Consider the following 25,631-nt stretch of genomic DNA (forward strand, 5'->3'; position numbering starts at 1 on the left):
AACTTTTGCGCTCACTTTACTTCAACACAGTAAAAGATGTCAAATGGGTTCTATAAGCACTGGGCGCTTTTTGGAACTGCTACCGCTAGTAAATGGAATATCTGCTACCCAAAACTCACCTGCTTGGATAGTCGTCATAAAGTCCTTCGTCTTCTGGTGCGTAGCCGTTCAAAAAAGCGTCATGGTTGCGGGTACTTCTGGGTTCTTCCGCTTTTTGTTGGATGGTGATTACCCAGCGTCCTGTAGTTATATTTTTCAGTATTGATTCTGGGAGATTCAATTTCTCCCCTGGTTTTAGTTCAATTTCATAAGTCAGAGTAGTCAATTCATTTTGCATAAGTGTTAGTTAGGATTTTCATAATGATAGTTTAATTCTATTTAGGAGCGATCGCTTTTAATTTTAGTTAGTATTTTCAGTCAATGTGTGAAGCCGATCGCTAAATTAATCGCTACATTATTTTAGTTTTTATAGTAATAATTGAATCAAGGCTTGAAAGCGTTCATCTTCGCGGATACTATCAAAATATGAGTCGGTTTTTGCCCATTCACGGCATTCATCAGGACTTAGATTAATTGCTTGTTGTAGATTTTCCAGCGCCTGCTCAATATTAGCTTGAACGGCATAACAGCAAGCTTTGTTGTACCAAGCTTCGTGTAAATCTGGTTTAAATTTCAGTGCTTGGTCGTAGGATGCGATCGCTTCTTCAGTGCGTCCTAAATCATCTAGCGCATAGCCGCGATTGTACCAAGCTTGGTGGTAATCTGGTTTAAATTTCAGTGCTTGGTCGTAGGATGCGATCGCTTCTTCAGTGCGTCCTAAATCATCTAGCGCATAGCCGCGATTGTACCAAGCTTGGTGGTAATCTGGTTTAAATTTCAGTGCTTGGTCGTAGGATGCGATCGCTTCTTCATTGTGTCCTAAATCATCTAGAGCATTGCCCCGATAGTACCAAGCTTCATGAAATTTTGATTGAGTTTTTAGAGCTTGGTCATAGGAGTAAATAGCTTCTTCATTGCATCCTAAATGACCTAGAACATTGCCCCAGTAGTACCAAGATTCATGAAATTTTGATTGAATTTTTAGAGCTTGGTTGTAGGAGTAAATAGCTTCTTCATTGAGTCCTAAATGACCTAGTACATTGCCCCGATAGTACCAAGCTTTATAGAATTCTGGTTGAATTTTTAGAGCTTGGTTGTAGGAGTAAATAGCTTCTTCATTGAGTCCTAAATGACCTAGTACATTGCCTCGATAGTACCAAGCTTCATAGAATTCTGGTTGAATTTTTAGAGCTTGGTCGTAGGAGTAAATAGCTTCTTCATCGCGTCTTAAATGACCTAGCACATTGCCCCGATAGTACCAAGCTTCATAGAATTCTGGTTGAATTTTTAGAGCTTGGTCGTAGGAGTAAATAGCTTCTTCATCGCGTCTTAAATGACCTAGCACATTGCCCCGATAGTACCAAGCTTCATAGAATTCTGGTTGAATTTTTAGAGCTTGGTCGTAGGAGTAAATAGCTTCTTCATCGCGTCTTAAATGACCTAGCACATTGCCCCGATAGTACCAAGCTTCATAGAATTCTGGTTGAATTTTTAGAGCTTGTTCGTAAGAGTCAATCGCTTCTTCATTGAGTCCTAAATGACCTAGCACATTTCCCCGATAGTACCAAGCTTTATGGAAACTTGGTTGAATTGTTAGTGTTTTTTCGTAAAATGTCATAGCTCCTTCATATTCGTTAACAGCAACTAACAAATTTCCCATTTTAAATAATAAATTAGACCTGCGAATTAATTTTTGATGTGTTTCATTAATAAGTTCTTGAATTTCCAAAATTTTCTCAATTTTTTGTTCTGGGCTGAGTTGCAAATATTCATCATAGTCTCCTTCCAACAGCAGACGATTTGATTCTTGTTCTACCACCTCTGGTGCTGTAGGTAATTGAAATATCCCAGAACGCCAATCAAAAAAATCTGGGGCGCGGTGAATTAAATAGTTTATCGAAAATGAACGCAAAAGAAAAACAAAGCTAATAGGAAAATCATCTCTAAAACGTTCTCGCTGTTGGTTTAAGTGATTTAAAATATGCGGAACACTAGTTAAATTGCTAAATTGCCCTTCTGTAATTTCCCCAAAACTTCTTTTTTCATACTTGTATAAAGAATATTCCAGACCTTTAATTAATAAAATATCAATTTGCTTGTCTTTAATAAACTCTGTCACTGGTTGATATAAATTATCAATCGCCTCAACCAACCGCAAAACTGCAATCTTTTTCTGCGGAATCTCCTGGGGAAGTTTGACAATCAACTTGTCTGCTTCCACAGGTGTACATTGGACAAAAAACAAACCAAATCCTGATTTCCGCTTCAGTGCGCGAAGCAAGTCTTGATAAGCTTCTTCTGGTTCTGCGGGTAAATCATCATCCCAATCACTTAAATTTGGGTTCATGAAAGTTTCGCTACGGCTTCTTTAAATTCTGGAATTCCTTGAATCAACGGATGAATATCATACCAACGCTGCATTTCTCCATCATCATCAAAATAGCGGTATTCTAAAAGACATCGGTTATACATCAAACTCCGATACAAGTCATCATTAATAATCCGCTTAGAACAAGAGACTTTCGCTAACAGATCCCATTGATGATTTTCCACAGCGCGGCGATAAGTATCTCTGGCTTGAGTAATTGCTCGTCGTACTGCCTTTTCTGAAACAGGTAACTCTTCAGTGCGTCCAATGGCATCTTGAGTTAACAATAGCAAATTCCTCACATGACCTCCACTCATTAAACAAAGTCTGTCTAAGGTTTGGGGACTGTCGAAAATTTCTATTTCTAGTGATAGTTCCGGTGCAATTTGCCGGACTCGCTTGTTAATTACTTCCTTAACTTTCTTGAGTCCTGGCTGATAAACATCTCCTTTGAGAGTGTTTACCATAATCATCGGCAAAATTTGGGGGTCGCCGTAGATATCTCTGAGGTCTGTTGCCCTGGTAGAATAGACCATTGAAATGGGGACAGTGTAGATCAAATGGCAATCTAAAGCTTGGAGTTGTTCGCTACGGTCTAAAAAGACTTCCTCATAGTTGGTGCGATCGTCGCCGTCTTTGACTAACACCATCCGGTCTAAATTATCGACAATTACCGCCAGTTTATTGTAGCCATTAGGTAAGTGCTGTTTTGCATCCACCAGAAACTCATTTAACACCTGAATTAAAGTGACGGTGTGAGGATCAATTTTTTGACGAATCTTCTGGCGTAATTCAGGAACAGCTCTTAAATTTGCGGTCAACTTGGCAAATTGAGCAAGCTGCACTTCTACAGCCATACTCTCAAACTCTATGGGAGTCAGTGCCAAATCTTTTAAATCTACCCAACGATCTTTCAACCAGTCGAGTATCGGACGAGGACTAGCAATTCCTTTTAAATCTTTGAGCAAACGGCGGGTACAGGCGAGGAGTATATCTGTATATTGGGCATCTTCAGAATCGATATCCTCTTCATCAGCCGCAAAATAGACTACATAAAATTTCCGATTTTCTAAATACTTCTTTAACCTGAGTAATTCTGTAGACTTCCCTGCACCCCGATGACCAGAATACAATTGGCAAGTATTTGTATTTGCCAATTGCATCCGATTTCCCAACTCTTGCAAAATATCGGCATCTCCCCGCACATCCTGACAATCTACATATTTTGGATCGCCTGCGGGTAAGGGTTCAAAGGGGTTAAAGGCATTGTAGAGGTTTGCGAGTAAGTCAGTACTATTAACCATAGGTAAAAAATATAGCAATGATGCTCATAATAATTGAGATCATACAGAATTGAGGTGGATTCATCCAGTTCAAACACTCGTTAACGGAGTTCAAAGGTGGATTCATTCAGTTCAAATACTCGTTAACGGAGTTCAAAGGTGGATTCATCCAGTTCAAATACTCGTTAACGGAGTTCAGAGGTGGATTCATCCAGTTCAAATACTCGTTAACGGAGTTCAAAGGTGGATTCATCCAGTTTAAAGACTCGTTAACGGAGTTCAGAGGTGGATGAATCCAGTTCAAATACTCATTAACGGAGTTCAGAGGTGGATGAATCCAGTTCAAATACTCGTTAACGGAGTTCAGAGGTGGATGAATCCAGTTCAAATACTCGTCAACTAATAGAGCAGAGCATCGATTCATCTCTCAAAAACCTAACCCCCCAGCCCCCTTCCCTAGTAGGGAAGGGGGAGCCAAACTCCCCTCTCCGCTTCGGAGAGGGGTTGGGGGAGAGGTTCTTTCAGAATTACTGAATTAGTTTTCTAGATGGGAAAATCTCTACTTCCCTATTCTTAAAAAAGAGAAACTGGGGTTAGAATCTTGCGCCAGCGCTTCACTGCTGTTTGTAATTCCCCCGACAACCAGCTATCAAATTGCGGATAAACTGGCAAACGCGCTACCAATTCCCACCCCGCAGGCTGTAAAATTTCTCTTAATGCCTGTTCCTGAACATGAGGATAATCGGGATTCACCTCATCTTTTGGCCCTATTCCACCCAAATCTCGCGCACCAGCTTCGATACAAGCGAGTAACCAGCAGTCATCTTTAACTAAATTCGGCGGAATTTGAATAGTAATATCTGGCGGTAAAATCTGACGTGCTTTAGCAATTACTTCTGGTAACTGATGAGGATCAAAAGGTGGTGCATCAAAGGTTTGCTGATACCCTGGACTATGAGGTTGCAAAATAACTTCTTGAATATGGTGATAACGTTGATGCAGTTGAGATATAGCTTCCAAGGTTTCCCACCAATCATCTACAGTTTCCCCAATTCCTAACAGTAACCCAGTTGTAAAGGGAATCTGCAACTCTCCCGCCCATTGTAATTGTTGTAAACGAACTTCAGGTAATTTACTCGGTGCGTGCCGATGTACACTATTTAACAATGTTGGCGTTAACTGTTCCAACATCAGCCCCATCGAAACATTTACACACTTGAGCTTTTGCATTTCCTCAAAACTTAATGGGCCCGCATTTGTGTGTGGTAAAAACCCCATTGAAAGCGCTAATTTACACAAATCATAAATCCGCCCAAACCACCTTTGACGCCTTGTTGAATGGGGATGTACTTCACCACTAAGTATGAGGATTTCACAGACTTTTTCGCTTTGAAGTGGTTTTAAAATACTTTCTGCATCAGAAAGGCTTATCCAAGGACTTTTACCCGGTTCACTGCGAAAGTTGCAGTAGCTACACCGATTAAAGCACTCGTAAGTAGGAACAATTGTATAAGCAGGGCTATAGGTGACAAGATGAGAATTATTAATTGGCATAAGCAGGATAATCTATTAGTCAAACAATTTTGGATTTTGGATTTGTTTCACCCACAAGGGGTAAGGCATGAACAAAAAATAAAAAAATCTCAAATCGGCAATCTAAAATTGGTAGTCAAAAGAATGCCTTGCTCAAACTATATATAAGACTCATATTTGATTGCGTGAAAAACCTCAGTAAAACTAAAAGAGCCTTCTTTCTTATTACCTCTTGCCTACTAAAGCAAGTAAGTTCACCAAATCAAAGCGGATTCCTATAGATTACCGTGTGAATCTTATTGCCATGCGATTAGATAATCTTGCAGCATATTTATTGCAAAATTTTTACCTAATCAACATAATTTTAAATAAAAAGTTTGACAAATGCGATCGCACATCAAAGACACCTGACTCTTACCCATCGCTGAAATAGAAAAACGACGATTCAAAATTAAATCGCCTTCTTCTTTGCGCCCTTACGTGAGGTAAAAATCAAACAAAGGCGGGTGCGGGGGTTGAACCCGCTAATCCCCACAATGGTGGAGACGTAACCGATAACCCTAAATTCTTCGGCCCCGAAAGGCAAGTTGCGAACAAGGATAACCCGCCATGAAATATGAAGGATAAAGTGTTTCATCCTTTATCCTTCAGCAATATCTACAATTCACCCGTAGCCAGCATCTGGATGATCCGAGGCGTACCTGGGTCGAACCCTGCTAAATCCCAAGACAGCGAATCTTTAGGATCTACCAAAGTAATCTGGTAAGGTGTCAAGGTGACATATACCGCCTTAACATTGGGATTTACCTTTTTGCGGTACTCCTTCAGCGCTTGACTTGGATGCTTATACCCAGCCCAGCTTTCCGAGTCAGTCCAAAAGCAGACTACGTCAGCTTTGAACTTATTCTTAATCATCCAGTCATAAGCTACTGATGCATCCGTTCCACCAAAGTTTTGGTTGCTAGCTTTGCGAACCGCAGAACTAAAACTATCTTTAGCAGTGATACCTAATTCCCGGAATTCCGTAGCAAAGCCGCGAATCATGTAGTTTTTCTCTGCTTTTGCTGTCACCAGTGCCATTGTGGTGGCAATTTCACAGCAAGTCAGTCCCATATCTGCAACCATGCTACCCATAGAACCAGAAACGTCCACGGCGTGCATGAACACTTTACGTGTGGGTTGCACAACATCAAAAGACAGTTCAACCGCCTTTTCTAAGATGTCCACAATCCGAGGAATTGGGTTCCAAGTTTTCTTACTACGTCCTAATGTTCCACCAGATTGATATGTTTTGAGTGCTTTCAAAACATCAATCGGATGGATGCGACCTTTACGCAGATGTTCTCTGCGATTAAGAACTGCTTCCACTTGCAGCAAATTAGCGCTTTCATCGGCTCGCAACACACCCAGTTCAGTCAAAGAACCCAAGTTACGCAGCATTGCACCTATTGGCATTTCCTGAAATAGGAGCTGCCAAGCAAGCTTGTCCATTTTACCCACAGGTGCAGCCATTTTGTGGGTTAAGTGCCCTTGGGAAATAGCTTCATGGGTTTGGGTAGGATGACGCTTGAGCCACTCATACCACCAAATCTGCGCCAACGCCTCTGAGGGGATGTCTGCTGGCAATTCTTCCCAGCCTCTAACTACCCACTCAAATAGTTGACGGTGATTTTCTGTAGACGGTTTGACATGGAACAACCGCAACGCATCTCGGTGGGAGAAGCCTTGACGCTGTTGATATTTCAACAGTTGATAAGCTAAACCCTTGACATCTTCCCTTGAAAGCCAAGTTTTACCAGCTTCCCGCACGACTTTGCCAAATCCCCGTAGAGATTTGGTGTAGTTCAGCCATTCGTAGAAGTGGCTACCAGTGCGGACAACTTGTGGGAAAATTTCACCAAACGCCTGTTTTGCTGCTGGTGCTTTACCCATCGACAGCAGCACCAAAGCTAATATAGGCGCACTATTATTGATGGCGCGTCCATCGCTAGCATAGAGAATTTCTTCTGCCACACGGCTGGGATTTTCAGCAACAGCTTGTCTGACAACTTTGACAAAATCCTCAGTTAATTCCTGTTTACCAGCGTAGTAAGTGCTTTTTGCTGTGCCAACTAAAAGACAGCGACGCAGCATTTTCCAAATGCCAGCATCAAACATAAAGCCGCCGGAACGTCCCGGAATCATCTCTGCTTCCCGTCCGGGGATAGGTTGATTTTGGGGTGTACTTGTCTTCTTTTTAGTGAAAAAATTGTAATTCATGGCTTCATCTCCCGGCCCTTGCGGGCAAAAATGAAAGGTGGCAGAGCAGGATTTGAACCTGCGACATCCGGCTTAAGAGGCGATAACCCTAATTCGTCGGCCTTTTCAGGCAAGGTGTGAACAAGGATGTTTTTCGGCGCTCTACCAACTGAGCTATCTGCCACATGAAAATTAAAAACACAAAATTTACTCTGGTGGAACAGGATTTGTAGCTTGCTTCCCGTAGGGTACCTGCAACCGATGAATTAACGATAACCCTCGATTCGTCGGCCTTTGCAGGCAAGTTTCTGAACTAAGGACTATGGAAATTAACCCGTTCATTGCTCTACCAGATTGAGCTATCCACCAGATGACAATTCAAAATTAAGTTTTGGGTGGCGGAGCGGGATTTGAACCCGCGACCTCTCGAACCCTAATCGATAACCCTAATTCGTCGGCCTTTGCAGGCAAGGGGTGAACAAGGATGTTTAGCGCTCTACCAAACTGAGCTACCCGCCACATGAAAATTCAAAATTTAAAATTCAAAATTCAAAATTCAGGACTAGATTTGGTGTAGTGGAGCGGGAATTGAACCCGCGACCTCCCGCTGGGATGCGATAACCCTCAATTCGTCGGCCTTTTCAGGCAAGGAGTGAATAAGGATATTTAGGCGCTCTATCCACTGAGCTACCCACCACATATAAATTCAAAACTCAGCATTAAATTTGCTGTAACGAAGTAGGATTTTTATCTACACCTCCAGAAGTTTGATGAGGGTGTTTTAGTTATATGCGATAACCCTACATACCTCGGCCCTTCCAGACAAAGTGGGCGTGCCATTTGAGCTATCAAAACTAACTTTCCTAATGAAAGTTAACTTGTATTATTAATGTAGTATTTGTATTATCCGTTGTCAAGGGTCTGGCTAATTTAGAATTATTGCTTTACAAAGAAAGGTCTGAGCGGTACAAACAAGCTGAGGATCAGAATTTCGGGGGGATATTATTCGAGATGTATTGCGATCGCTCTAGTCAAAACCCTCTTATTTTCTCTGGTAAAAAACTTTTGTGCGTAGTTTACCGCCGTAGTTATCGCAGACCAATCTTATACGAGCCGAAGGATGATAAACCTATAACACCTACTGAGTAAAGATTTTGCCGACAAATTTGCCGCGACTTTGCCAAAAGATACAAAAAAGTGACACAATTTTTGCCAAGATAGATAATATTATTTACTAAAATTCACTTGGCAAAAATCGGCATGAGTGAGAAACCCATAGAAGGTAACGGTAAGGCTTTTCTCGTTCTACTTTTGCCCATCTCGTTTTTGATTATTTTCCTAGTTGCCACTTGGAGAATTTTACTGGCGGTAATTGTGCTGGTAATTGGCTTCAAGGTTTGGCAGGAATATCAATGGCAACAGTGGACTGTGCGAGTTAACCCAATTTTTCATCAGTTGGTTCGCGAAAATCAGGGCAGACTGACGCCAATGGATTTGGCAATCAAGGGTAATTTTCCTGGAACAACGGCAAAACGCTACTTGGATGGTAAAGCCTCGGAATTTGGTGCCAGTATAGTGAACTCCGAAGAGGCGGGGCAGTCTTATTACTTTATAACTGCCAGCATTCTCGGCAATATTCTTGACAGTAGTGAGCCTGTCAAAGAACTTCCGGCTCAACCAGTTACTAAAACTGCGCGATCGCTCTTAGCACCACCAACCCCACTGGAGGAAGAAGCACAAACCGAATCACTCCCACAGCCAACCCATGAGGAAGCTAAACGATCGCTAGAAAAACAGTTAGTTTTTGGCTCTCTCATCCAATCTGAACTTGCTAAACGACTAAATGTCTATTCCAGTACAGTTTATAAACGGCGAAACGATCCAGAGTTTCCTGAGTGGAGTCGCAGCAAAGACCCTGATGGTATTGCCTGGTCATACTCGGAAAAAACTAAGGAGTTTTTCCCAGTGGAGGAAGAAGAACAAGGCAAAAGTTAAAAGGTACAAAGAAGAACTTTAAAGGTTTACTTTTTACTTTTTACCTGTAAACCCACAGCTTCATCGATGGAATTTAATCCGCTTTGTTCTAGCTTGGAAAGCAAACCTGCTAGAATCCGGCGTACCATCAGTGGCCCTTCGTAAATCCAGCCTGTATAAACCTGGATCAAACTAGCACCAGCAGTAATTTTCTCCCAAGCATCTTCAGGAGAAAAAATGCCACCAACGCCAATAATTGGGATTTGTCCTTGGGTTTGCTGCCAAATAAAACGAATTACCTCAGTGGAGCGATCGCGCAATGGTTCACCACTAATTCCGCCAGCTTCTTCCTGGGGTGATTTGCCAGTTTGGTCAATCACCTGGGTTTTCAATCCATCACGGCGGATGGTAGTGTTAGTGGCAATAATTCCCGCCAGTTGGTAGGTTTTAGCAAGAGTTATAATGTCAGCGATCGCAACCCAATCCAAATCTGGCGCTATCTTGACAAAAATTGGTTTTTGTGTAGTATTTTCTTGTTGTAATAAATCTAAGATAGCACTGAGCATAGAAGCATCTTGGAGCGATCGCAACCCTGGTGTATTGGGAGAAGAGACATTAACAACAAAATAGTCTCCCAAATTCTTGAGTAAGCGAAAACTATCAAGATAATCCTGTGCAGCCGCTTCTAGGGGAGTTACCTTAGATTTACCCAAATTTATCCCTATGGGTATTAAGTGGGTTGACTCCTGTTTTTCTTGTGCTAATCGTGCCGCCATTGCTGCTGCACCACTGTTATTAAAGCCCATCCGATTGAGAGCAGCTTTATCCAAAGGCAAGCGAAACAAACGGGGACGCGGATTTCCTGGCTGTGCGTGAAAAGTTACAGTTCCTAATTCCGCAAAGCCAAAACCCAGGTTAGACCAAATGCCAGCAGCTACTCCATCCTTGTCGAAGCCAGCTGCTAACCCTACCGGATTTGGAAAGTTTAGCCCAAACAAATTTTGTTCTAGGCGGGAATCGTACACACATAAAGACTGCTTTAAGCGTTGGTTTATCCAACTAGCAGGGGTTTGCGATAGCCAATTAAAACTGCGAATCGTCTGCTGGTGTAACCACTCTGAATCAGTTTTTACCACATTAAACAAAAGCGGACGAATAGCAAGTTGATAAATATCCATTTCAATCCTTAACACTACGCTAATTCGGTAGACTGCCGCGCTTCCTCTTTAGCTTGTCGGAGTTCGTTTTTAGCTTGTCGGAGTTCGTCTTTAGCTTGTCGGAGTTCGTCTTTAGCTTGTCGGAGTTCTTCTTTAGCTAGCCGCACTTCTTCAGCAATCTGCCGCATTTCTTCGGCAGAATTTCTCATTTCTTCAGCAATCTGCCGCATTTCTTCGGCAGAATTTCTCATTTCTTCAGCAAGCTGTCGCTGCTCCTCTTGTGAAAGCCTAGTATCTTCAGAAGACTCCCTCTGCTCCTCTTGTGAAAGCCTAGTATCTTCAGCAGACTCTCGCTTTTCCTCTGAGATTTGTCTCTGCTCCTCTAGAGCATCGGACGAAGTTTCGCCCATTTCCCTAGCACTCCTCTAACTTTAACGAACCTGTTACCTAGAACTTTCAGCGAACACCCGTGGCAATATTACTCAGGGTGCTTTTCTGGGCATCTTATATATTACAAGTTATGTTAACCAAGAAATCAGATGGGGCAGCCACAAAAACCTATAGCCGCCGAACAGCAGATCCTCTCCTTAGGACGTGTACTCCAGAGCCTCAGAGAAGAAGATGATGTTGACGTTCTGATTGAAACTACTATTTCTTATCTCAAGGAACAGTTTGACTACAGACTGATTTGGATTGCTCTTTACGATCGCCTAAATCACATATTATTTGGCAAAGGGGGCATCACACCCGATCGTGACACGAGTTTTTTACGACAACGGGTTGTTCTCAGTCCTGGGGATTTGTTAGAGCAAGTGGTAATTGAACAGCATCCCTTAGGTGTAGCTGATTTGCAAACTGAAATTCGCGCCGCCGAATGGCACAAAATAGCCGAAAAATTACACATCCAGGGAACGATTATTTTACCAATTCGTTATAAAGACCGTTGCTTGGGTTTGGTGTTATTGGGTTCAGAACGCTGGGGCTACCTACTGACAGGAGAAACAAAAGCACGTTTAATGATGGTTTTAGGTGAACTGGGGGCAGTGCTTTATCAAAATGAGATGCATAAGCAGCAAAAGCAAACCAGGCGAACCGACGAGCCATTATTAGAATTGCTGGAAAATTTACGCACCCTCGGTAACCTGAATCAAAGACTTGAAGCAGCCGTGCAAGCAACTCATAAATTTGTCTCTCCCAACCGGACAAATGTTTATTGGTTTGAGCGGGAAGGGCGCTACTTTTGGTGTCGGATGAGCAATCAGCTGGTCAAAATAGATCGCAATTCTAGCACTCAGCAATCAGCAGGAGTGACTGTACAGGAGTTGAGCGACTTTTATTATGCTTTGGCAGTTAACCAAATTGTCTCAATTGGTGATGCCCGCAGTTCTTTAAAGAGCCATTTTACAGCAAAATTGCTGCAACGCCTGAAAGTGCGATCGCTCCTGGCAGCTCCGATCATCTGGCAAAAGAACTTAGTCGGTTTTCTAGCAGTGGAAAGCAATGAACCTCGTATCTGGACAGACACAGACAAAAATTTCGTCCAAGGTGTTGCTGGTTTAATCTCCCTGGTTGCACCTACCGAAAGCATGGAAAGCACCATTAAACAGATTCAAGAGGATGCCCAACTGACTGGCCAAGTTGCCCAAGGTATCTATAGCGAACATGACCTTCAGGAAACTTTACACAGTTGTGCTAAAAGAGTTTTAGCTCGACTAGGTGCTACGCGATTTTTGCTGTTGCAGTATGACCCTGAGCAGAATAATTATCAATTTATTTACCAAAGCCAACCCCATAATCGCCGTCCGTTGACATTTACCCTCAATACTCTTAAAGAATTAGATGGGCAGCTTTTGCAACGTTCAACTCAAGCGGTAGAGATTGAAAACTTAGATGAAGATTTACGCTTTTTTAACTGGCGTCCCTCGTTGTTAGAGAATGGTGTGCGATCGCTACTTATTTGTAAATGCACTCACGGTCAGATACCAGCACCACTTTTGGTGATCACTCACGAAACTCATCGTTCTTGGACAACTTTGGAAAAGGAATTGCTGTGGGCCGTCAGTCAACAGATTGGTGTAATTGTTCGTCAGTGGCAATTACACAACCGCACCACCCAGCAACAGAAAACTTCCCAAGCATTTGAGCAATGCCTACGTATTCTGACACAATCCCAGAACAGCATTGAGGTTCAAAAGAAGAATTTAGAATGTAAAGCACTCGAACAAATAGCATCAATTTTGGGTTCTCCCCTAGCGATAATGCTATCCTGGTCACCTGGTGAAAGTTGGGCAGAAATTATCTCTGGAGTGATTGACAATAGCCAATTTGGGATTTTTTCTGATGCATCTATTCCTATCCAGACTGAAGCCTTAATTCAGTGGGCACTTGCTACAGAGAGTTACCTGACTTTGAAGGTAGATAATTTACCCCCAGAAACCCGAAAATGGTTGAATGCTCCAGACAAAAGTCAAATTTTGGTGATGGCATTGCGTACCAATACTGACTATGAAACCACAGGTGTAGTGTTGTTGGCTGACTATCAAGAGCGTCGCTGGTCAGAACAAAACCTCAGTGCGACAGCAACTCTGATTTCTCAATTAGCCTGGTGGCGGCGTGAAAAGCAAATTACCCGACTTCTAGAATCCACAACAGAGGAATTACGACAACTCAACTGGTACAAACATCGTCGCCTAGAGGAAATTCAAAGAATAACGGCGCACTCCCTGAAACAAATACATGATTTGGGCATTCCTGCTAATGAACTAACTCAGATGCGCTACCAGTTATTACTGCGGCAGTTAGATCATACAGCCACCTCTATGAGTGGAATGCTAAAACTTGAGCATTGGCAGCTACATATCAGTTGGGAAACTATGCCTATAGCTAGTTTACTGAAGCGATCGCTCGAACGCATCGAAAATTTACTTAAACAACAAAAGCTGTGGATTGGTGTACATGGCTTGGGACAACCAATTGATGAACAAGAGTCGCCAAAGAATTCTTCTCTTGTTAGAGGTGTTCCTACCTCCAGCGCTCAACCTGCAATGGCGATCGCTGGTGATATTGTCAAAATTGAATTAGTTATTCATGAATTATTGGTTACTGCCTGTAACCGTTCTCAAACTGGAGGCAGAATTGATATTTGGTGTCGCCGTTTAGATGCTTCTAAAAACCTAGACGCAAAGCATTCTTCTGCAAGCGTTGGAGATGAACATCAGACATCGCTCGAACTGTCGATTACATACAACGGTGCGATCGAACCACAGTTACTCACAGAGCTACATGATAATACACCCAAAGATATGCTTGCTCCCTCCAACCTCGATCAACCACCAGGTTTACATCTGCTAATCTGCCAAAATCTTATGCAAGAGTTGGGAGGAGAATTGAATTTCTATCAATTACCAGACAATCGAGTAGTTAGCCGCTTGCTGTTGCCGTTAGTTGGTCATGATTCTTAGTACTATTTTTCAAAATAAGTGTCTGAAAATCAGCTTTAGTTAAGAAAAAATTAAGTTGTGGAAATTTTCTGACTTGTTCAAAGCACCCTATTATCAAGGTTTCAGAAGAAGAGTGTTGATCAGCTTGATTGCGCGATCGCCCCTTTCTAACTCTCTTGAAATTTAAACAGCGTAAATTACATATGCATGATTTATCCTAATCCATATGCGATCGCCAGCACATCAATTATCATGAGCATAAATACTTAAAAAAATTGCCTACTTCACCCAGGATTAACATACTACTTCGCATAGGACAAAATAACATACGGAATGTGGGATCTAAAATTTATAAATTTTGTCAAAGAAGATTTTATAAATCAAAAACATCCTTCATACTTTAAAACAGTAATCCTACGTAAAATTTAAGGAAGGGATGCCAATGACATCTCTATTACAGCGACTAAGTGCAGAACGGAATCGCAGATTCGTGGGACGTGATCGGGAACTGGAGCTATTTCTTGAGGCGATCGCATCAAGAGAATTACCTTTTCACATTTTGCACGTCTTTGGCCCTGGTGGTGTGGGCAAGACAACCCTTATGCAGCAGTTTTTGCGGTTTTGTGAACGGTCAAAAATATCAACTATCTACGTAGAAGGACGTAATATAGAAGCTGCGCCAGAATCTTTTGTTAGCACGTTGCGTTCGTTGATGGGATTGAATGAATCAGATTCTCCTTTGCATGTGCTAGCCCAAAGACAAGAACGTAATGTAATTTTAATTGATACCTATGAAGCTATTACCCAGCTAGATGAATGGTTGCGGGAAGGATTCTTACCCCATTTGTCTGTTAATACCTTAATTGTGATTGCTGGACGCAATCCCCCCTCATCTGGTTGGTGTAGCGATCCAGGTTGGCAAGCTTTGATGCACACTTTGCCCCTACGCAACCTTACCCCAGAAGAAAGTCAAACTTATCTCATTACACGAGATATTCCCACCACACAACACCAGGCGATTCTAGATTTTACCCACGGACATCCTCTAGCATTATCTTTGGTTGCTGAGGTATTTACTCAGGGAAAAGAAATCTTTTTTCAAGCAGATTCTGCTCCCAATGTTGTTAAAACACTGTTGTCAAGATTCATAAAAGAAGTACCAACGCCCGCACACCGTATGGCTTTAGAAGCTTGTGCGGTGATCCGGCTGACTACCGAAGCCGCACTAAATCAAATATTGGCTCTGCCTCAAAATACTTTGGCTGGTGAGACTCACTCTTTAGGGGAAATACTTGATGTTCACGATTTATTTGAGTGGTTGCGCGGATTGTCGTTTATCGAATCAGGGCAATTGGGTTTATTTCCCCACGATTTAGCACGCGAAGTTTTAATTGCTGACTTGCGTTGGCGTAATTCGGAATTTTACACGGAATTACACCACCGAGCGCGTCAATATTATACTAAACGACTAGGACAAACCCAAGGACAAGAAAAGCATCGAGTGCTACTTGATTATATTTTTTTGCATCGGGATAACTCGGCGATTCGCTCCTGTTTCACTTGGGGTGAGCAAAGTAGTTTATTGACGGACTTACTACGGGAAACTGACAAAACCGCACTGCTGGGGATGGTGGCAGAATACGAAGGCGAAGAATCAGCAAAAATAGCAGCTCACTGGTTGAAGCGCCAACCGCAGAATGTAGTAGTATTTCGTGACTTGCACTCCGAACCTGCGGGATTTGCAATGATGGTGGCATTGCAGACAGCAACTGCTGAAGATTTGAGTACAGATCCAGGCGCTCTTGCATCTTGGCAATATCTCCAAACCCATGCACCATTACGCCCTAGCGAAGGCGCAACTGTTTTCCGCTTCTGGATGGCGCGGGACACCTATCAAGCTGTTTCCCCCACCCAAAGTCTAATTTTCATTAATTTTGTGCAGTATTTTCAGAAAACACCGGGGTTAGCATACACCTTTCTACCTTGTGCCCAAGCAAATAGTTGGACAGCAATGTTAAACTACTTCGACTTAACACGACTTTCTGAAACTGATTTTACAGTTGAGGGAAGACACTATGGTGTTTATGGGCATGACTGGCGAATTGTCTCACCTGCTGCATGGAAGGAAATTTTGGCTCGAAAAGAGGTTACAACTGCCGGAGAATCTGTAGATAATACTCCAGTCAGTGAACCTCTGTTAGTTCTTAGTCAGCCAGAATTTGTGGAGGCGGTGCAGAATGCGTTACGTAACTTTAGTTGTCCTGATGCATTACAGAATAATCCATTAGTGCGATCGCGAAGCGTACAGGAAGTGTTCTGGCGCTTAGTGTCAGAACAAGTTGCCACAAAAGCAAGTATGAGCGAGAGTCCAAAGGACACGCAACTCTCCGAACAGTCGGACTCTGGGCAAAGCCAACGCGTTAACGTTTTACAAAATCTGGTGAAACAAGCAGTTGAATCCTTACAATCATCCCCGCGTGATGAAAAACTCTACCGCGCTGTTTATCGAACTTATTTAAATCCCGCCCCCACGCAAGAACAAGCGGCTGAGTTACTAGATTTGCCTTTTAGTACCTATCGCCGTCATCTGAAAGCTGGGATGACGAGAGTTACAGATATTTTATGGCAAAGAGAAATTAGCTAATCAGTGAAAATTACGAGTGCAGAGTGCGAAATAGTTTTGTGAGGGAGGATTTCAAAGACTCAAATTCAGCCAAAAAAGTTTTTCAGCCTGTGACAAGCTAATTTCAAAGTAGCCTATTATGCACAAAGTAGTTATTAAAGAAATGAAGATAAATCGTTTCATATTTTCCTCAAAATAAGATTTTCTGAAAAATTCATCACACATAACTAGCAATGAATTAGATAGATTACGACTATCCTTAGTTATTGCTACTTTTGGAGTTTAGATTCAGCCATTAACGGGTGATTGCCCGTTAACTTAATACCAATTATCCATTAAGATGCACTTAATATTTATTCAACAAACAACCAAGTACGCAAAGAAAAAAATTAGTTATTAAGTGCAGGTTTACAGAGAATTGGTATAAGTAATGAATTTAGGTGATTCATTCGGAGGTTAGTTGACAGATTTTAGCTTTTTCAGTTTGCGCTTTAGTATTAAGGTGCTTCCAAAAATCCCAAAGACTACTGTGCTGGCGATTGAAGAAGGTTCGGGGACAAGTGTAATATTGCCAGGGCCTGTGATGGTATTGGTAAAAGTACCAAAACTGTTATTGCTATTATCAAATCCAGTTGTGACTAAAAAGTATTGATTCTTGGCAGTTAAGCTCAAGCCGTTAAAACCAGATGTGCCCTCATCTGGGAAAGGATCATTCCCACTCAGTAAATTAACTAATGGGGTAGTTGGATTGAAGCTGTTCTGGTACAAGAACTGGATGCCCAAGAAAGCTTGAGAACCTGAAATATCATAGGAGCCAGTAGTATCAACTAAGAAAGGCTGGCTGTAATAAGGAACGGCGGTGCCATTACTAGAAAGTGATGTGGGTGGGTTAGTACCACCTTCAAACCCTTCCGTTTGAGGACGGTTAAAAGTTGGTGCGTTTGTTGTATTACCTGAGTATGAAATGGTGGATGCCTGAGATGGCAGGATAACACTTACAGATACAGCGATCGCAGCAGAGGCAATAGGGATTGAACGTCTTAGCGATTTTTGCCAAAAATTAAATGAACATTCACTCAAACTCTTAAGCTTGGCTATTTGTGAAAATTCGGTAGAGTGATGAGATAGATTGTTTTCTGAGACAATGGATTCTTTAATTGCTTGTGACATAAAGTTGTTTTAGGTTATTTTTACAAAAATGAGTGCTTTGTATGATTGCACATTCATCTAGTTCCAGGGATGAGGGAGCAAAGCCTGTGAAGTAATACCTAAGCCAATTAGGGTAATACATAAGGCACTTGCTACAGGTAACATCTTGATCCTGGGGATCTGGAGTGGCAAATGCTCAAACCGATTTTTGGCGTAGACTAGCATTAAGCCGATTCCAGTTAGTACTGCTGCTAGACCTAAGCTAAAGGCAGACACCAGCGCTAGTCCAAAGCCAATTCGTCCCATTGCGATCGCACTCAGCAATACTACTAAGGCTGAAGGACAAGGTAACAAGCCGCCGGAAATTCCCAGCGCTAGTAGGCTAGACCACTTCATGGAACTTACATCACCGTGAGGCGGTAGATGCGAATGCTCATGATTGTGGTCATGGTGATGGTGATGATGCAAGTCGTGGCTGTGTTGGTGACTATGTACATGGTCATGTGAATGAGAAACTTGAGTCCCTTGCAATCGACTGATAAACAAATTCAGACCAATTACAGTTACCAGTACACCAGAGACTACGCTTAACCAAGGGTACAATTGCTCTGTGAAGATAAACTGGGATGTACCAAGAGTGACTAGCCCCAGAGCAAATATGCCAGCAGTATGGGTAATTGTCATAATCAGCCCCAGAAATAGGGCGTGTTGGGCATTACTACGGGAACCCACCAAATAAGCACCGACTATCGTTTTTCCATGACCAGGGGACAGAGCGTGTAAACCACCCCATAAAAAGGCGATCGCTAGAGCTATTAGGATAGTCAGGAAGTTATGATTTTCCTGGGTAATCAGGCTAGTAAAAACATCGTTGCTTCTTCCTGTCAAAGCATTATCTAAACGGGTGGATGATTTAACAGACGGTGGAGGCGCTTGTTCACTCAATGTCAGAGACGGATTGAGTTTAAAGTCAATCCGACGCTGGTCGAGAGGACTGCTAAGTAACTCAGTGGGGTAATCTCTCAAGCGGTTGGTGATACTCAAAGAGCTGAAATCACCTTGAATGGGAATGCCATTTGCAGCCACAGTAATCTCACGCCAGCCCAAACGCTGTGGATAAAACTGATCTTCAAACTCGATTAACTGATTCGCGCCTACTAACTCCGTTGACCCCTGAAAATTACAACTCAGCCGCAGTGTAGATAATCCTCCGACACCTGGAGGAAATTCGACTGTTGATTTGATCAAAGACAGTGCTAAAGGCTGTTTATTGATCAACAGTTCCAGATGTGAGTTGACTTCCTGGCATTTTTGATCGGGGTATCGAACCGTCTCTATAGGTTCAGCTTTGCGATCGCGATTAGTATCTAAATGATTAATCTCCTGAAAAGCCGGAATCTCTGCCATATCTAGAACATAATCAATCCCCACACCATCCGGCGCTACCTGCACTCCTGCGTAGTGATTGATGGTAAAATTGCCTAAAGGATGGGCTTCCGCCTCCGACATCCAAAATAAACATATTGCGATGATTGCAGTATTCCAAGCCAAGTAATGTAGCAGCTTTTTCATAAAGAACTCCCTATAGCGTTAGGAGTGGGAAAAGAGATAGAGGGTACTAAGTTAGCCAAGACTTGACGAGCTTGATCAGCATACTTGTGATGAAATTGAGGATTGAGGCTAACAGCTTGAGTTAATCGCTTTATTGCTTCCTCACGCTTACCTAAGTGAAACGCAATCATGCCAGCATGAAATTGCAGCAAAGCATCCTCTGTTCCGAAGCGAGTTGCCCGTTGTGCTGCCTTTTGCGCTTCTTGCCATTCCCCATTAGCCGCAGCTGCCCAAGCCAACGTATCCTCTGCATACACATCGTCTCGCACTGCTACTTCACTACGGGCAATCTCTAGTGCCTCTGTTAAATGAATTCCGTGTTCGGTGTAGTAGACTGCCAAAGCGCGATCATAGATTCCTTTAACCTTGCTCAGGTAAGCTACCACCCCGATCAAATCTTCAGTTTCAGCTGCGCCTTCCTGGTCTCCCAGAGCCAGTTGAGCATCAGCTTTGTACCCCAGTGTTTCTACCAACGGCATCAGTTCTATACCCTGGTTGGCGATATTTAGAACATCCTGCCATCGATGCTGTGCCGCATAGAGGCGGGACAGTCCTGTAAAGGCAGCTATATGCCGTGGGAAAAGGTCAAAAGCTTCCCGATATCGCTGCTCAGACAGGGCAAAATCTCCGGCTGCAAAAGCCAGATCCCCAGTCCGCACATGAAACCAAGCACGAGTTTCTGCGCTCGTCGTGTAGAAAGAGTCCATCTCCTGCATAGCCTCATCTAGCAGTTGTCGCGCTGAGGCTAAATTGCCAGTTAACTCTAAGTAACGAGCTAAAACCGCGTTATGACCAGAGTTCGATTCTTCCTCAACAAGGTTCTGCAATAGTTGATGAGTTGTTTCATAGTCGCCCAATTCCATCTGAATCGATGCCCTCAACGAGACAATATTGGGATTATCAACAGATGAATTATTTAACACATCTAAAGCTGATCGAAACTGATGTTGAGATAGTAAAGCTGATGCTAGGAGCATGGAAGAAACCTGATTATGGCGCGGCTGTAGTGCTAGGGATCTACGTGCCGCTTGTTCTGCTCGTAAAACATCGTCTATATCTCCAATTTCCCGAAAGCGCCTCAAATATTGATCGGCTAACAGACGTAAAAATATTGAGGAATCAGGAGATTGGGCAACTTTCTCCTCATAGACGCTGATAATATGCGATCGCTGTAAATAATCAGGGAAGACTAAATCTGACTGCTGAACTGGTAATATCTGCCTGGAATTAACAGTCAGCAGTTGCACAGCAGAAGAATATATGCCTAACTTACCATTGGTGTAGCCTAAACTTAGCGCTTGTGTATCACAGGGTCTTAGTAAAACCAGTAGGCTAGCCAGCACTAACACCCATAGTATTCGTAGATACATAAACCTTACAAAGGATTGCCTAAATAAGGGAAGGTAGGAAGAAAGTTGGCATTATTAGGCCCAACATTATCGCTAGTCAGCCCCGGAATAATACCAGTAGAAATGCCTGTAACTGCATCACCAAAGACAACAGATGCTGTTACATCGATTACGTCATCTTTTGGTCTTCTACCACCAAAATTTTGGCCTAACTGAGTACCAAAATAACTACCGCTAGGTTTAGAAAGGTCAGCTTGAATCACATCAGGAATCGCTACTGAGATAACTGCATTGGCTATACCTTGAGGTCTACCGATCGCTTTCACAAAGGCTTGAATGAATTGGGATTGATTGCTAGCGTCTTTAGTTGGTGTCTGAAGATTACTATTATTATGAGCTTTAAAGTCCATAAAAAGTTCATTCAGGGCTGGAACTGCTAACCGCTCAATCTGAGCAAAATGTCCATTTCTGAGTCTGGGAGTTTTAACACTAGTTGTCATCCAAGCACCAATCTTGCCACTACCAAGCAGTTTCCTGGGTAGCTCGACAATAATTGAGTGGACATTGAATGTGGCTAGGGTGTCTTTTGCTTGTCCAGGTGGTCTAAAGGTAAGAACTGTGAAGGGAGGACTGGGATTAGGCTGAAGGCTATAGTTCCGATCCGGGATGATTTTGAAGAACTGTTCCAAATCGAAAAAGAACGGGTCTTTGCGTGTCCCAACAAAGAACTTCATACCGTTATATGCGGCGAATGTTTGGTTGAGTTGCCCTGTCCAACTTACTGGAAGCAAAGCTGACTCTGTTCCTACTGTGGTTGGACGACTTGGGCCGCGGACTGTAACAGTTTGCTTATCGCCTGTGCCATTTACATTGAATTGGAGTACGACATCTTCAATACTGTCGCCAGTGTTATCGATCTTGAACTGATAAAGAACATTTGGATCGAATGGTCTTTTTTCACCAGAAACGATCAGAGGGTCGAAATCCATCACTAAGACAACATTTTTGGGGTTTGTCGGACTCTCAAACACATACAAATCTGTAAGATCCGCAGCAGTAAGTTTAGTGGCAAGAAAAGTTGTGTCCTGGTGGTCTGAAGCTAAAGCTTTAGGAGTTGCATAGATTAGGACTACGAGCAAAATAGCGACAAATGCGACTATAGGACGAAAAAAATGAGTCGCTTTAGTCCAATATAGCGATCGCTTGATGGAAAAAAATACCATATTTTGGACTGCTTTATCTACGAGTAACCTGCTTTCAGTTGATATAAAAGAGGTGATACTCCGAGCATTTATTCTCATAGTTGCCCTTCTTGAGGTGTTTAGCCTCTACTGTTGGTGTGGAAATAGCAAGTTAGTTGAGTATTTCAAAAAAGACTGCGGCTATTACCTAAGCACTCCACAGTGTATTGACTCTACTGCTCACTTACCAGACCAAAACTTGCTCACTTCTTGCCCACTTTTCTAGTTTCAAGTTTTAACAAGAGAGGCAGGAGGCAGGAGGAATACTGCCCTCTGCCTCCTGCCACAACCTTCCGTAAGCAAGGGTTTAAATCCCCCACAAAAATCTCCCATGAGTCATCTGCCCATAGTTCTATATTCCCAGGCAGCTAACTCAGGAATAAGTCCAAGGAGAGATTGACAACACATTTATTCGCCAAAAGTATCCTCCCTTCGTAACAAACTGGTTATAATTATCTTCCATCTCTTTCAGAAATCAAATTCTCATCTACACAGTATTTATATGGGACGTGTTCGTTCTAAATCTGACCTACCCACAAAAATCTGTCCGGTATGTCAACGTCCTTTCACATGGCGTAAAAAGTGGCAAGATTGCTGGGACGATGTGAAATACTGCTCAGAACGTTGTCGTCGTCGCCGTTCTGAGACTCAAAATGAAACCAACCGCAACACAGACGCAAATAGCGCAAGAGATTAATGGAGTTACAGGTGCAACCTAAATTAATTATTCATGGGGGAGCTGGTAGTTCTCTCCACGGTAAAGGAGGATTGGAGGCGGTGCGCCGATCGCTCCATACAGTAATAGAAGAAGTATATTCTCTGCTATTGTCAGGAGCAACTGCCTCTGAGGCGGTGGTGCAGGGTTGCCAAATGCTCGAAGATAACCCTCGTTTTAATGCTGGTACTGGTTCAGTATTGCAATCTGATGGTCAAATCCGAATGAGTGCTTCCCTGATGGATGGTGCCTCAGGGCGGTTTAGTGGTGTGATTAATATCTCACGGGTGAAAAATCCCATTGAGTTAGCGCAATTTTTACAAACCTCGCCAGACCGAGTGTTATCAGATTTCGGCTCGGCTGAGTTGGCGCGGGAAATGCAGCTTCCCAGCTATAACGCTTTGACTGATTTGCGGTTACAAGAGTGGATACAAGAGCGCCAAGATAATTTTAAAAGCACAATGGCTGGCGTGGTAGCAGAACCCGAACTTTTAGAAACCAGCAATGCCGGACGCGGCACTATCGGTGTAGTAGCTTTAGATACTTATGGCAAACTAGCTGCTGGCACTTCCACTGGTGGTAAAGGATTTGAGCGGATTGGGCGGGTAAGTGATTCCGCGATGCCCGCAGGTAATTATGCGACTAGTAATGCTGGTGTGAGTTGTACTGGCATTGGCGAAGATATTATTGATGAGTGTTTAGCCGCACGGATTGTAGTGCGTGTCACTGATGGGATGTCCCTGAAAGATGCCATGCAGCGATCCTTTGGGGAAGCGCATCAGAACAAACGGGATTTGGGAGCGATCGCCTTAGATGTCAATGGAGCGATCGCTTGGGGTAAAACTAGCGAAATCTTACTCGCTGCCTATCACGACGGCGAAAAAATTGGCGACACCTTGGAATGGACTGACGACGAACTGATTGGCTATTGTTGAATCAGTTCCAGTGCTTGGGCTAAAGTTTTTTGCTGCTTGGGTTTTATAACGCCCTTAAAAGCTTCTAGCGCCGCTCTTTTCAGTCCCACTTGATATCCTTGTTGCAGAATATCCATTAATTCTGCTTGATTCAAGTAAAAACCACCGGATTTGCGGCGCTTGTTTATTTTATTAATTTCACACACCGTAATATTTTATATGAACAAACTACTATTTTTCTATAGACTTTTTGTAGTAAAAACTTCATGATCTAAAAAATGCGAATCAGAACCACTACACAGTTCTAAATTTAGTAGAAGAACGTTGTCTCCATAGTCTCTCTACGTCTTAGCAAGCAAACTGATGTTTAGCATCTCACTATTCACCTGGATTCAATACAACAATAATTTCTGCAAGCCTAATTCCCAGAGGTTTCCAGTGGGGATTGGTGGAGGAAAAAGTACCATCCCCAGAAACTGATTGGTAGTCATTGGGGAACTTTTCATCAGCATTGGGAGCCGTGTCTACTCGTAAAATGAGTTTGCCTTGATAGCGGGATAATTTACTACTATCCAACAAAATTGTGCCACCGTAATCCCACGCCAATCCATAAAGTTTAAAATTACCTAATTTCTTGCGTAACTCGCTGAAGGGTGTTCCAACACCTATCCCTTCACGAGTTTTCCAAGCTGAACCCAGGTTACGCACATCTAGAGGTTTGGTACGAGTATTATCACTCCAGACTACCAACAGCGATCGCCCCTGATTTAAATTTAACTGAGTGGCTGCAAAACTACCTATTCCTTCAGCACCAGAGATAGTTTTATCAACAAGATGGGATGCACCAAACAGTTTGACTAAATCCTGTTTGGTGGTTGTGCGTGTTATGGGGCCAACTCTTTCCCCAGGAACAATCAAGATATCTTTTAAGGGTTGCGATTTAGCAACAGTAACTGGATGATTGATTTTCTGCGGTAGTGCAAAGGCTGGGTTTGCTGAATAGTTTAGGAGTAAAGCTAAAGTAGCTGTAGCAATGCCTTTGATTGATGAATTCATGGGTTCTATTTTGGGTAGCAGCTTATGAGTAAGAAGCGTTAAATAAATAACTCTTTACTCTTCAATGTTAACTGCTACAATTTCCCAATTATAGATTCCCGATTTTCCAAAATTTTTATTTCATCGCTCTAGTTGCGTTCAAAATTGCAAGCATTGCTACTCCGACATCAGCAAAGACAGCTTCCCACATTGTCGCTATACCTAAAATACCCAATCCAATAAAGACACCTTTAACTGCTAAAGCAAACCCAATGTTTTGCCAAACAATTTTTCGGGTTTTTCTGGCAATTTGTATTGCCTCTGCAACTTTTAATGGTGCATCTGTCATAATCACAATATCGGCAGTTTCTATCGCTGCATCTGAGCCTAACCCACCCATTGCCATACCAACATCTGCTCTCGCAATCACTGGCGCATCATTAATACCATCGCCAACAAAGGCAACTTTACCATGTTTACCGGCGGTGCTGAGTAACTTCTCAATGGCATTAACTTTTTCTTCAGGTAATAACTCTGCTTCGTAGGTATCTATACCAAGCTGTTGAGCAATTCGGGAAGCGATCGCTTGATTATCTCCTGTCAACATTACTGTTCTCTCTACACCCATTCGCTTGAGTGCTTGAATAGCTTCTCTAGCATCTTCTTTCAGTTCATCAGCGATGATAATATACCCAGCGTAAATATCATCCACTGCTAGATGAATAACTGTTCCCTCTAACTGGCAATTATCGTGAGCAATCTTCTCTCTATGTAATAGGCGATCGCTTCCCGCTATCACTACCCTATTTTCAACCTTGGCTCTAATCCCATAGCCTGCTATCTCTTCCAGGGTTAGCGCGTCTCAAACCCTATTGACAGGGGGATTATGGCAGAGGTACTGA

At 42.7% G+C, this 25,631-nt stretch carries 19 protein-coding genes, 3 tRNA genes and 1 pseudogene; 5 read left to right on the forward strand and 18 right to left on the reverse strand.

Going from position 1 to position 25,631, the window contains the following annotated elements; translation table 11 throughout:
* Positions 1-115 precede the first annotated feature (115 nt).
* The 9 genes from HWQ44_RS18275 to HWQ44_RS18315 form a co-directional block, all read right to left on the reverse strand.
* Positions 116-337 carry a hypothetical protein gene (locus HWQ44_RS18275; protein WP_292721267.1) on the reverse strand — a complete coding sequence of 74 codons (222 nt, stop codon included), beginning with the start codon at positions 335-337 and terminating at the stop codon, positions 116-118.
* Positions 338-466: 129 nt separating this feature from the next.
* The gene (locus HWQ44_RS18280; RefSeq protein ID WP_292721269.1) at positions 467-2,446 is read right to left on the reverse strand and encodes a tetratricopeptide repeat protein; all 1,980 of its coding nucleotides are present in this window, start codon (positions 2,444-2,446) and stop codon (positions 467-469) included.
* Positions 2,443-3,771, reverse strand: coding sequence for an AAA family ATPase (locus HWQ44_RS18285; protein ID WP_292721271.1), 1,329 nt, complete (start codon positions 3,769-3,771; stop codon positions 2,443-2,445). The genes HWQ44_RS18280 and HWQ44_RS18285 overlap by 4 nt, the downstream gene beginning before the upstream one ends.
* Before the next feature lie 106 nt (positions 3,772-3,877).
* Positions 3,878-4,174, reverse strand: a complete 297-nt coding sequence (locus HWQ44_RS18290) for a hypothetical protein (protein ID WP_292721273.1) — start codon at positions 4,172-4,174, stop codon at positions 3,878-3,880.
* A gap of 149 nt (positions 4,175-4,323) precedes the next feature.
* Positions 4,324-5,304: a 7,8-didemethyl-8-hydroxy-5-deazariboflavin synthase subunit CofG gene (gene cofG / locus HWQ44_RS18295; protein WP_292721275.1), complete on the reverse strand. Its 981-nt coding sequence runs from the start codon at positions 5,302-5,304 to the stop codon at positions 4,324-4,326.
* A gap of 636 nt (positions 5,305-5,940) precedes the next feature.
* A complete protein-coding gene (locus HWQ44_RS18300; protein ID WP_292721278.1) occupies positions 5,941-7,542 on the reverse strand; it encodes a TROVE domain-containing protein in 1,602 nt (533 codons plus the stop codon).
* Positions 7,543-7,579: 37 nt separating this feature from the next.
* Positions 7,580-7,705 (reverse strand) — tRNA-OTHER (locus HWQ44_RS18305).
* Between the two features lie 208 nt (positions 7,706-7,913).
* Positions 7,914-8,040: transfer RNA gene (locus tag HWQ44_RS18310), tRNA-OTHER, on the reverse strand.
* A 50-nt stretch (positions 8,041-8,090) separates the two neighbouring features.
* Positions 8,091-8,219: transfer RNA gene (locus tag HWQ44_RS18315), tRNA-OTHER, on the reverse strand.
* Between the two features lie 562 nt (positions 8,220-8,781).
* On the opposite strand from HWQ44_RS18315, the gene HWQ44_RS18320 reads away from it, so the two are divergent.
* Positions 8,782-9,516: a hypothetical protein gene (locus HWQ44_RS18320; RefSeq protein WP_292721280.1), complete on the forward strand. Its 735-nt coding sequence runs from the start codon at positions 8,782-8,784 to the stop codon at positions 9,514-9,516.
* A gap of 26 nt (positions 9,517-9,542) precedes the next feature.
* On the opposite strand, the gene HWQ44_RS18325 is transcribed toward HWQ44_RS18320, so the two are convergent.
* Both HWQ44_RS18325 and HWQ44_RS18330 read right to left on the reverse strand, forming a co-directional pair.
* Positions 9,543-10,673 (reverse strand): quinone-dependent dihydroorotate dehydrogenase, encoded by a 1,131-nt coding sequence (locus HWQ44_RS18325; RefSeq protein ID WP_292721283.1) that lies wholly within the window; start codon positions 10,671-10,673, stop codon positions 9,543-9,545.
* 14 nt (positions 10,674-10,687) lie between these two features.
* Positions 10,688-11,062, reverse strand: a complete 375-nt coding sequence (locus tag HWQ44_RS18330) for a hypothetical protein (protein ID WP_292721285.1) — start codon at positions 11,060-11,062, stop codon at positions 10,688-10,690.
* A gap of 129 nt (positions 11,063-11,191) precedes the next feature.
* Between HWQ44_RS18330 and HWQ44_RS18335 the strand changes: the two genes are divergently transcribed.
* Together HWQ44_RS18335 and HWQ44_RS18340 are read left to right on the forward strand one after the other, a co-directional pair.
* Positions 11,192-14,113: a GAF domain-containing protein gene (locus HWQ44_RS18335; RefSeq protein ID WP_292721287.1), complete on the forward strand. Its 2,922-nt coding sequence runs from the start codon at positions 11,192-11,194 to the stop codon at positions 14,111-14,113.
* A gap of 421 nt (positions 14,114-14,534) precedes the next feature.
* Complete coding sequence (locus tag HWQ44_RS18340) at positions 14,535-16,736, forward strand: AAA family ATPase (RefSeq protein ID WP_292721289.1); 2,202 nt, start codon at positions 14,535-14,537, stop codon at positions 16,734-16,736.
* Between the two features lie 435 nt (positions 16,737-17,171).
* Here HWQ44_RS18340 and HWQ44_RS18345 read toward each other — a convergent pair whose 3' ends face one another.
* The 4 genes from HWQ44_RS18345 to HWQ44_RS18360 are packed head-to-tail and all read right to left on the reverse strand — an operon-like array spanning position 17,172 to position 22,125.
* Positions 17,172-17,885, reverse strand: a complete 714-nt coding sequence (locus HWQ44_RS18345; RefSeq protein WP_292721292.1) for a hypothetical protein — start codon at positions 17,883-17,885, stop codon at positions 17,172-17,174.
* Positions 17,886-17,942: 57 nt separating this feature from the next.
* Entirely contained in the window at positions 17,943-19,436 is a 1,494-nt protein-coding gene (locus HWQ44_RS18350; protein WP_292721296.1) for a sulfite exporter TauE/SafE family protein, read from the reverse strand.
* Entirely contained in the window at positions 19,433-20,845 is a 1,413-nt protein-coding gene (locus HWQ44_RS18355) for a tetratricopeptide repeat protein (RefSeq protein WP_292721298.1), read from the reverse strand. The genes HWQ44_RS18350 and HWQ44_RS18355 overlap by 4 nt, the downstream gene beginning before the upstream one ends.
* A 5-nt stretch (positions 20,846-20,850) precedes the next feature.
* Complete coding sequence (locus tag HWQ44_RS18360; RefSeq protein WP_292721300.1) at positions 20,851-22,125, reverse strand: DUF4331 domain-containing protein; 1,275 nt, start codon at positions 22,123-22,125, stop codon at positions 20,851-20,853.
* A 442-nt stretch (positions 22,126-22,567) separates the two neighbouring features.
* Here HWQ44_RS18360 and HWQ44_RS18365 point away from each other — a divergent pair, with 442 nt between their 5' ends.
* Together HWQ44_RS18365 and HWQ44_RS18370 are read left to right on the forward strand one after the other, a co-directional pair.
* Entirely contained in the window at positions 22,568-22,762 is a 195-nt protein-coding gene (locus HWQ44_RS18365; protein ID WP_292721303.1) for a DUF2256 domain-containing protein, read from the forward strand.
* Entirely contained in the window at positions 22,762-23,715 is a 954-nt protein-coding gene (locus tag HWQ44_RS18370; RefSeq protein WP_292721304.1) for an isoaspartyl peptidase/L-asparaginase, read from the forward strand. Before HWQ44_RS18365 ends, HWQ44_RS18370 begins: the two co-directional genes overlap by 1 nt.
* Here the strand turns inward: HWQ44_RS18370 and HWQ44_RS18375 are convergent.
* From HWQ44_RS18375 to HWQ44_RS18385, 3 genes and pseudogenes are all read right to left on the reverse strand, one after another.
* Positions 23,706-23,900, reverse strand: a complete 195-nt coding sequence (locus tag HWQ44_RS18375) for a hypothetical protein (RefSeq protein ID WP_292721307.1) — start codon at positions 23,898-23,900, stop codon at positions 23,706-23,708. The two genes, HWQ44_RS18370 and HWQ44_RS18375, sit on opposite strands and share 10 nt — an antisense overlap.
* Positions 23,901-24,072: 172 nt before the next feature.
* Positions 24,073-24,750: a hypothetical protein gene (locus HWQ44_RS18380; protein ID WP_292721311.1), complete on the reverse strand. Its 678-nt coding sequence runs from the start codon at positions 24,748-24,750 to the stop codon at positions 24,073-24,075.
* Between the two features lie 115 nt (positions 24,751-24,865).
* A pseudogene (locus tag HWQ44_RS18385) lies at positions 24,866-25,576 on the reverse strand (HAD-IC family P-type ATPase); the annotation flags it as partial.
* Positions 25,577-25,631 lie beyond the last annotated feature (55 nt).

The organism is Nostoc sp. JL34, assembly GCF_017114945.1.
Lineage (GTDB): Bacteria > Cyanobacteriota > Cyanobacteriia > Cyanobacteriales > Nostocaceae > Nostoc.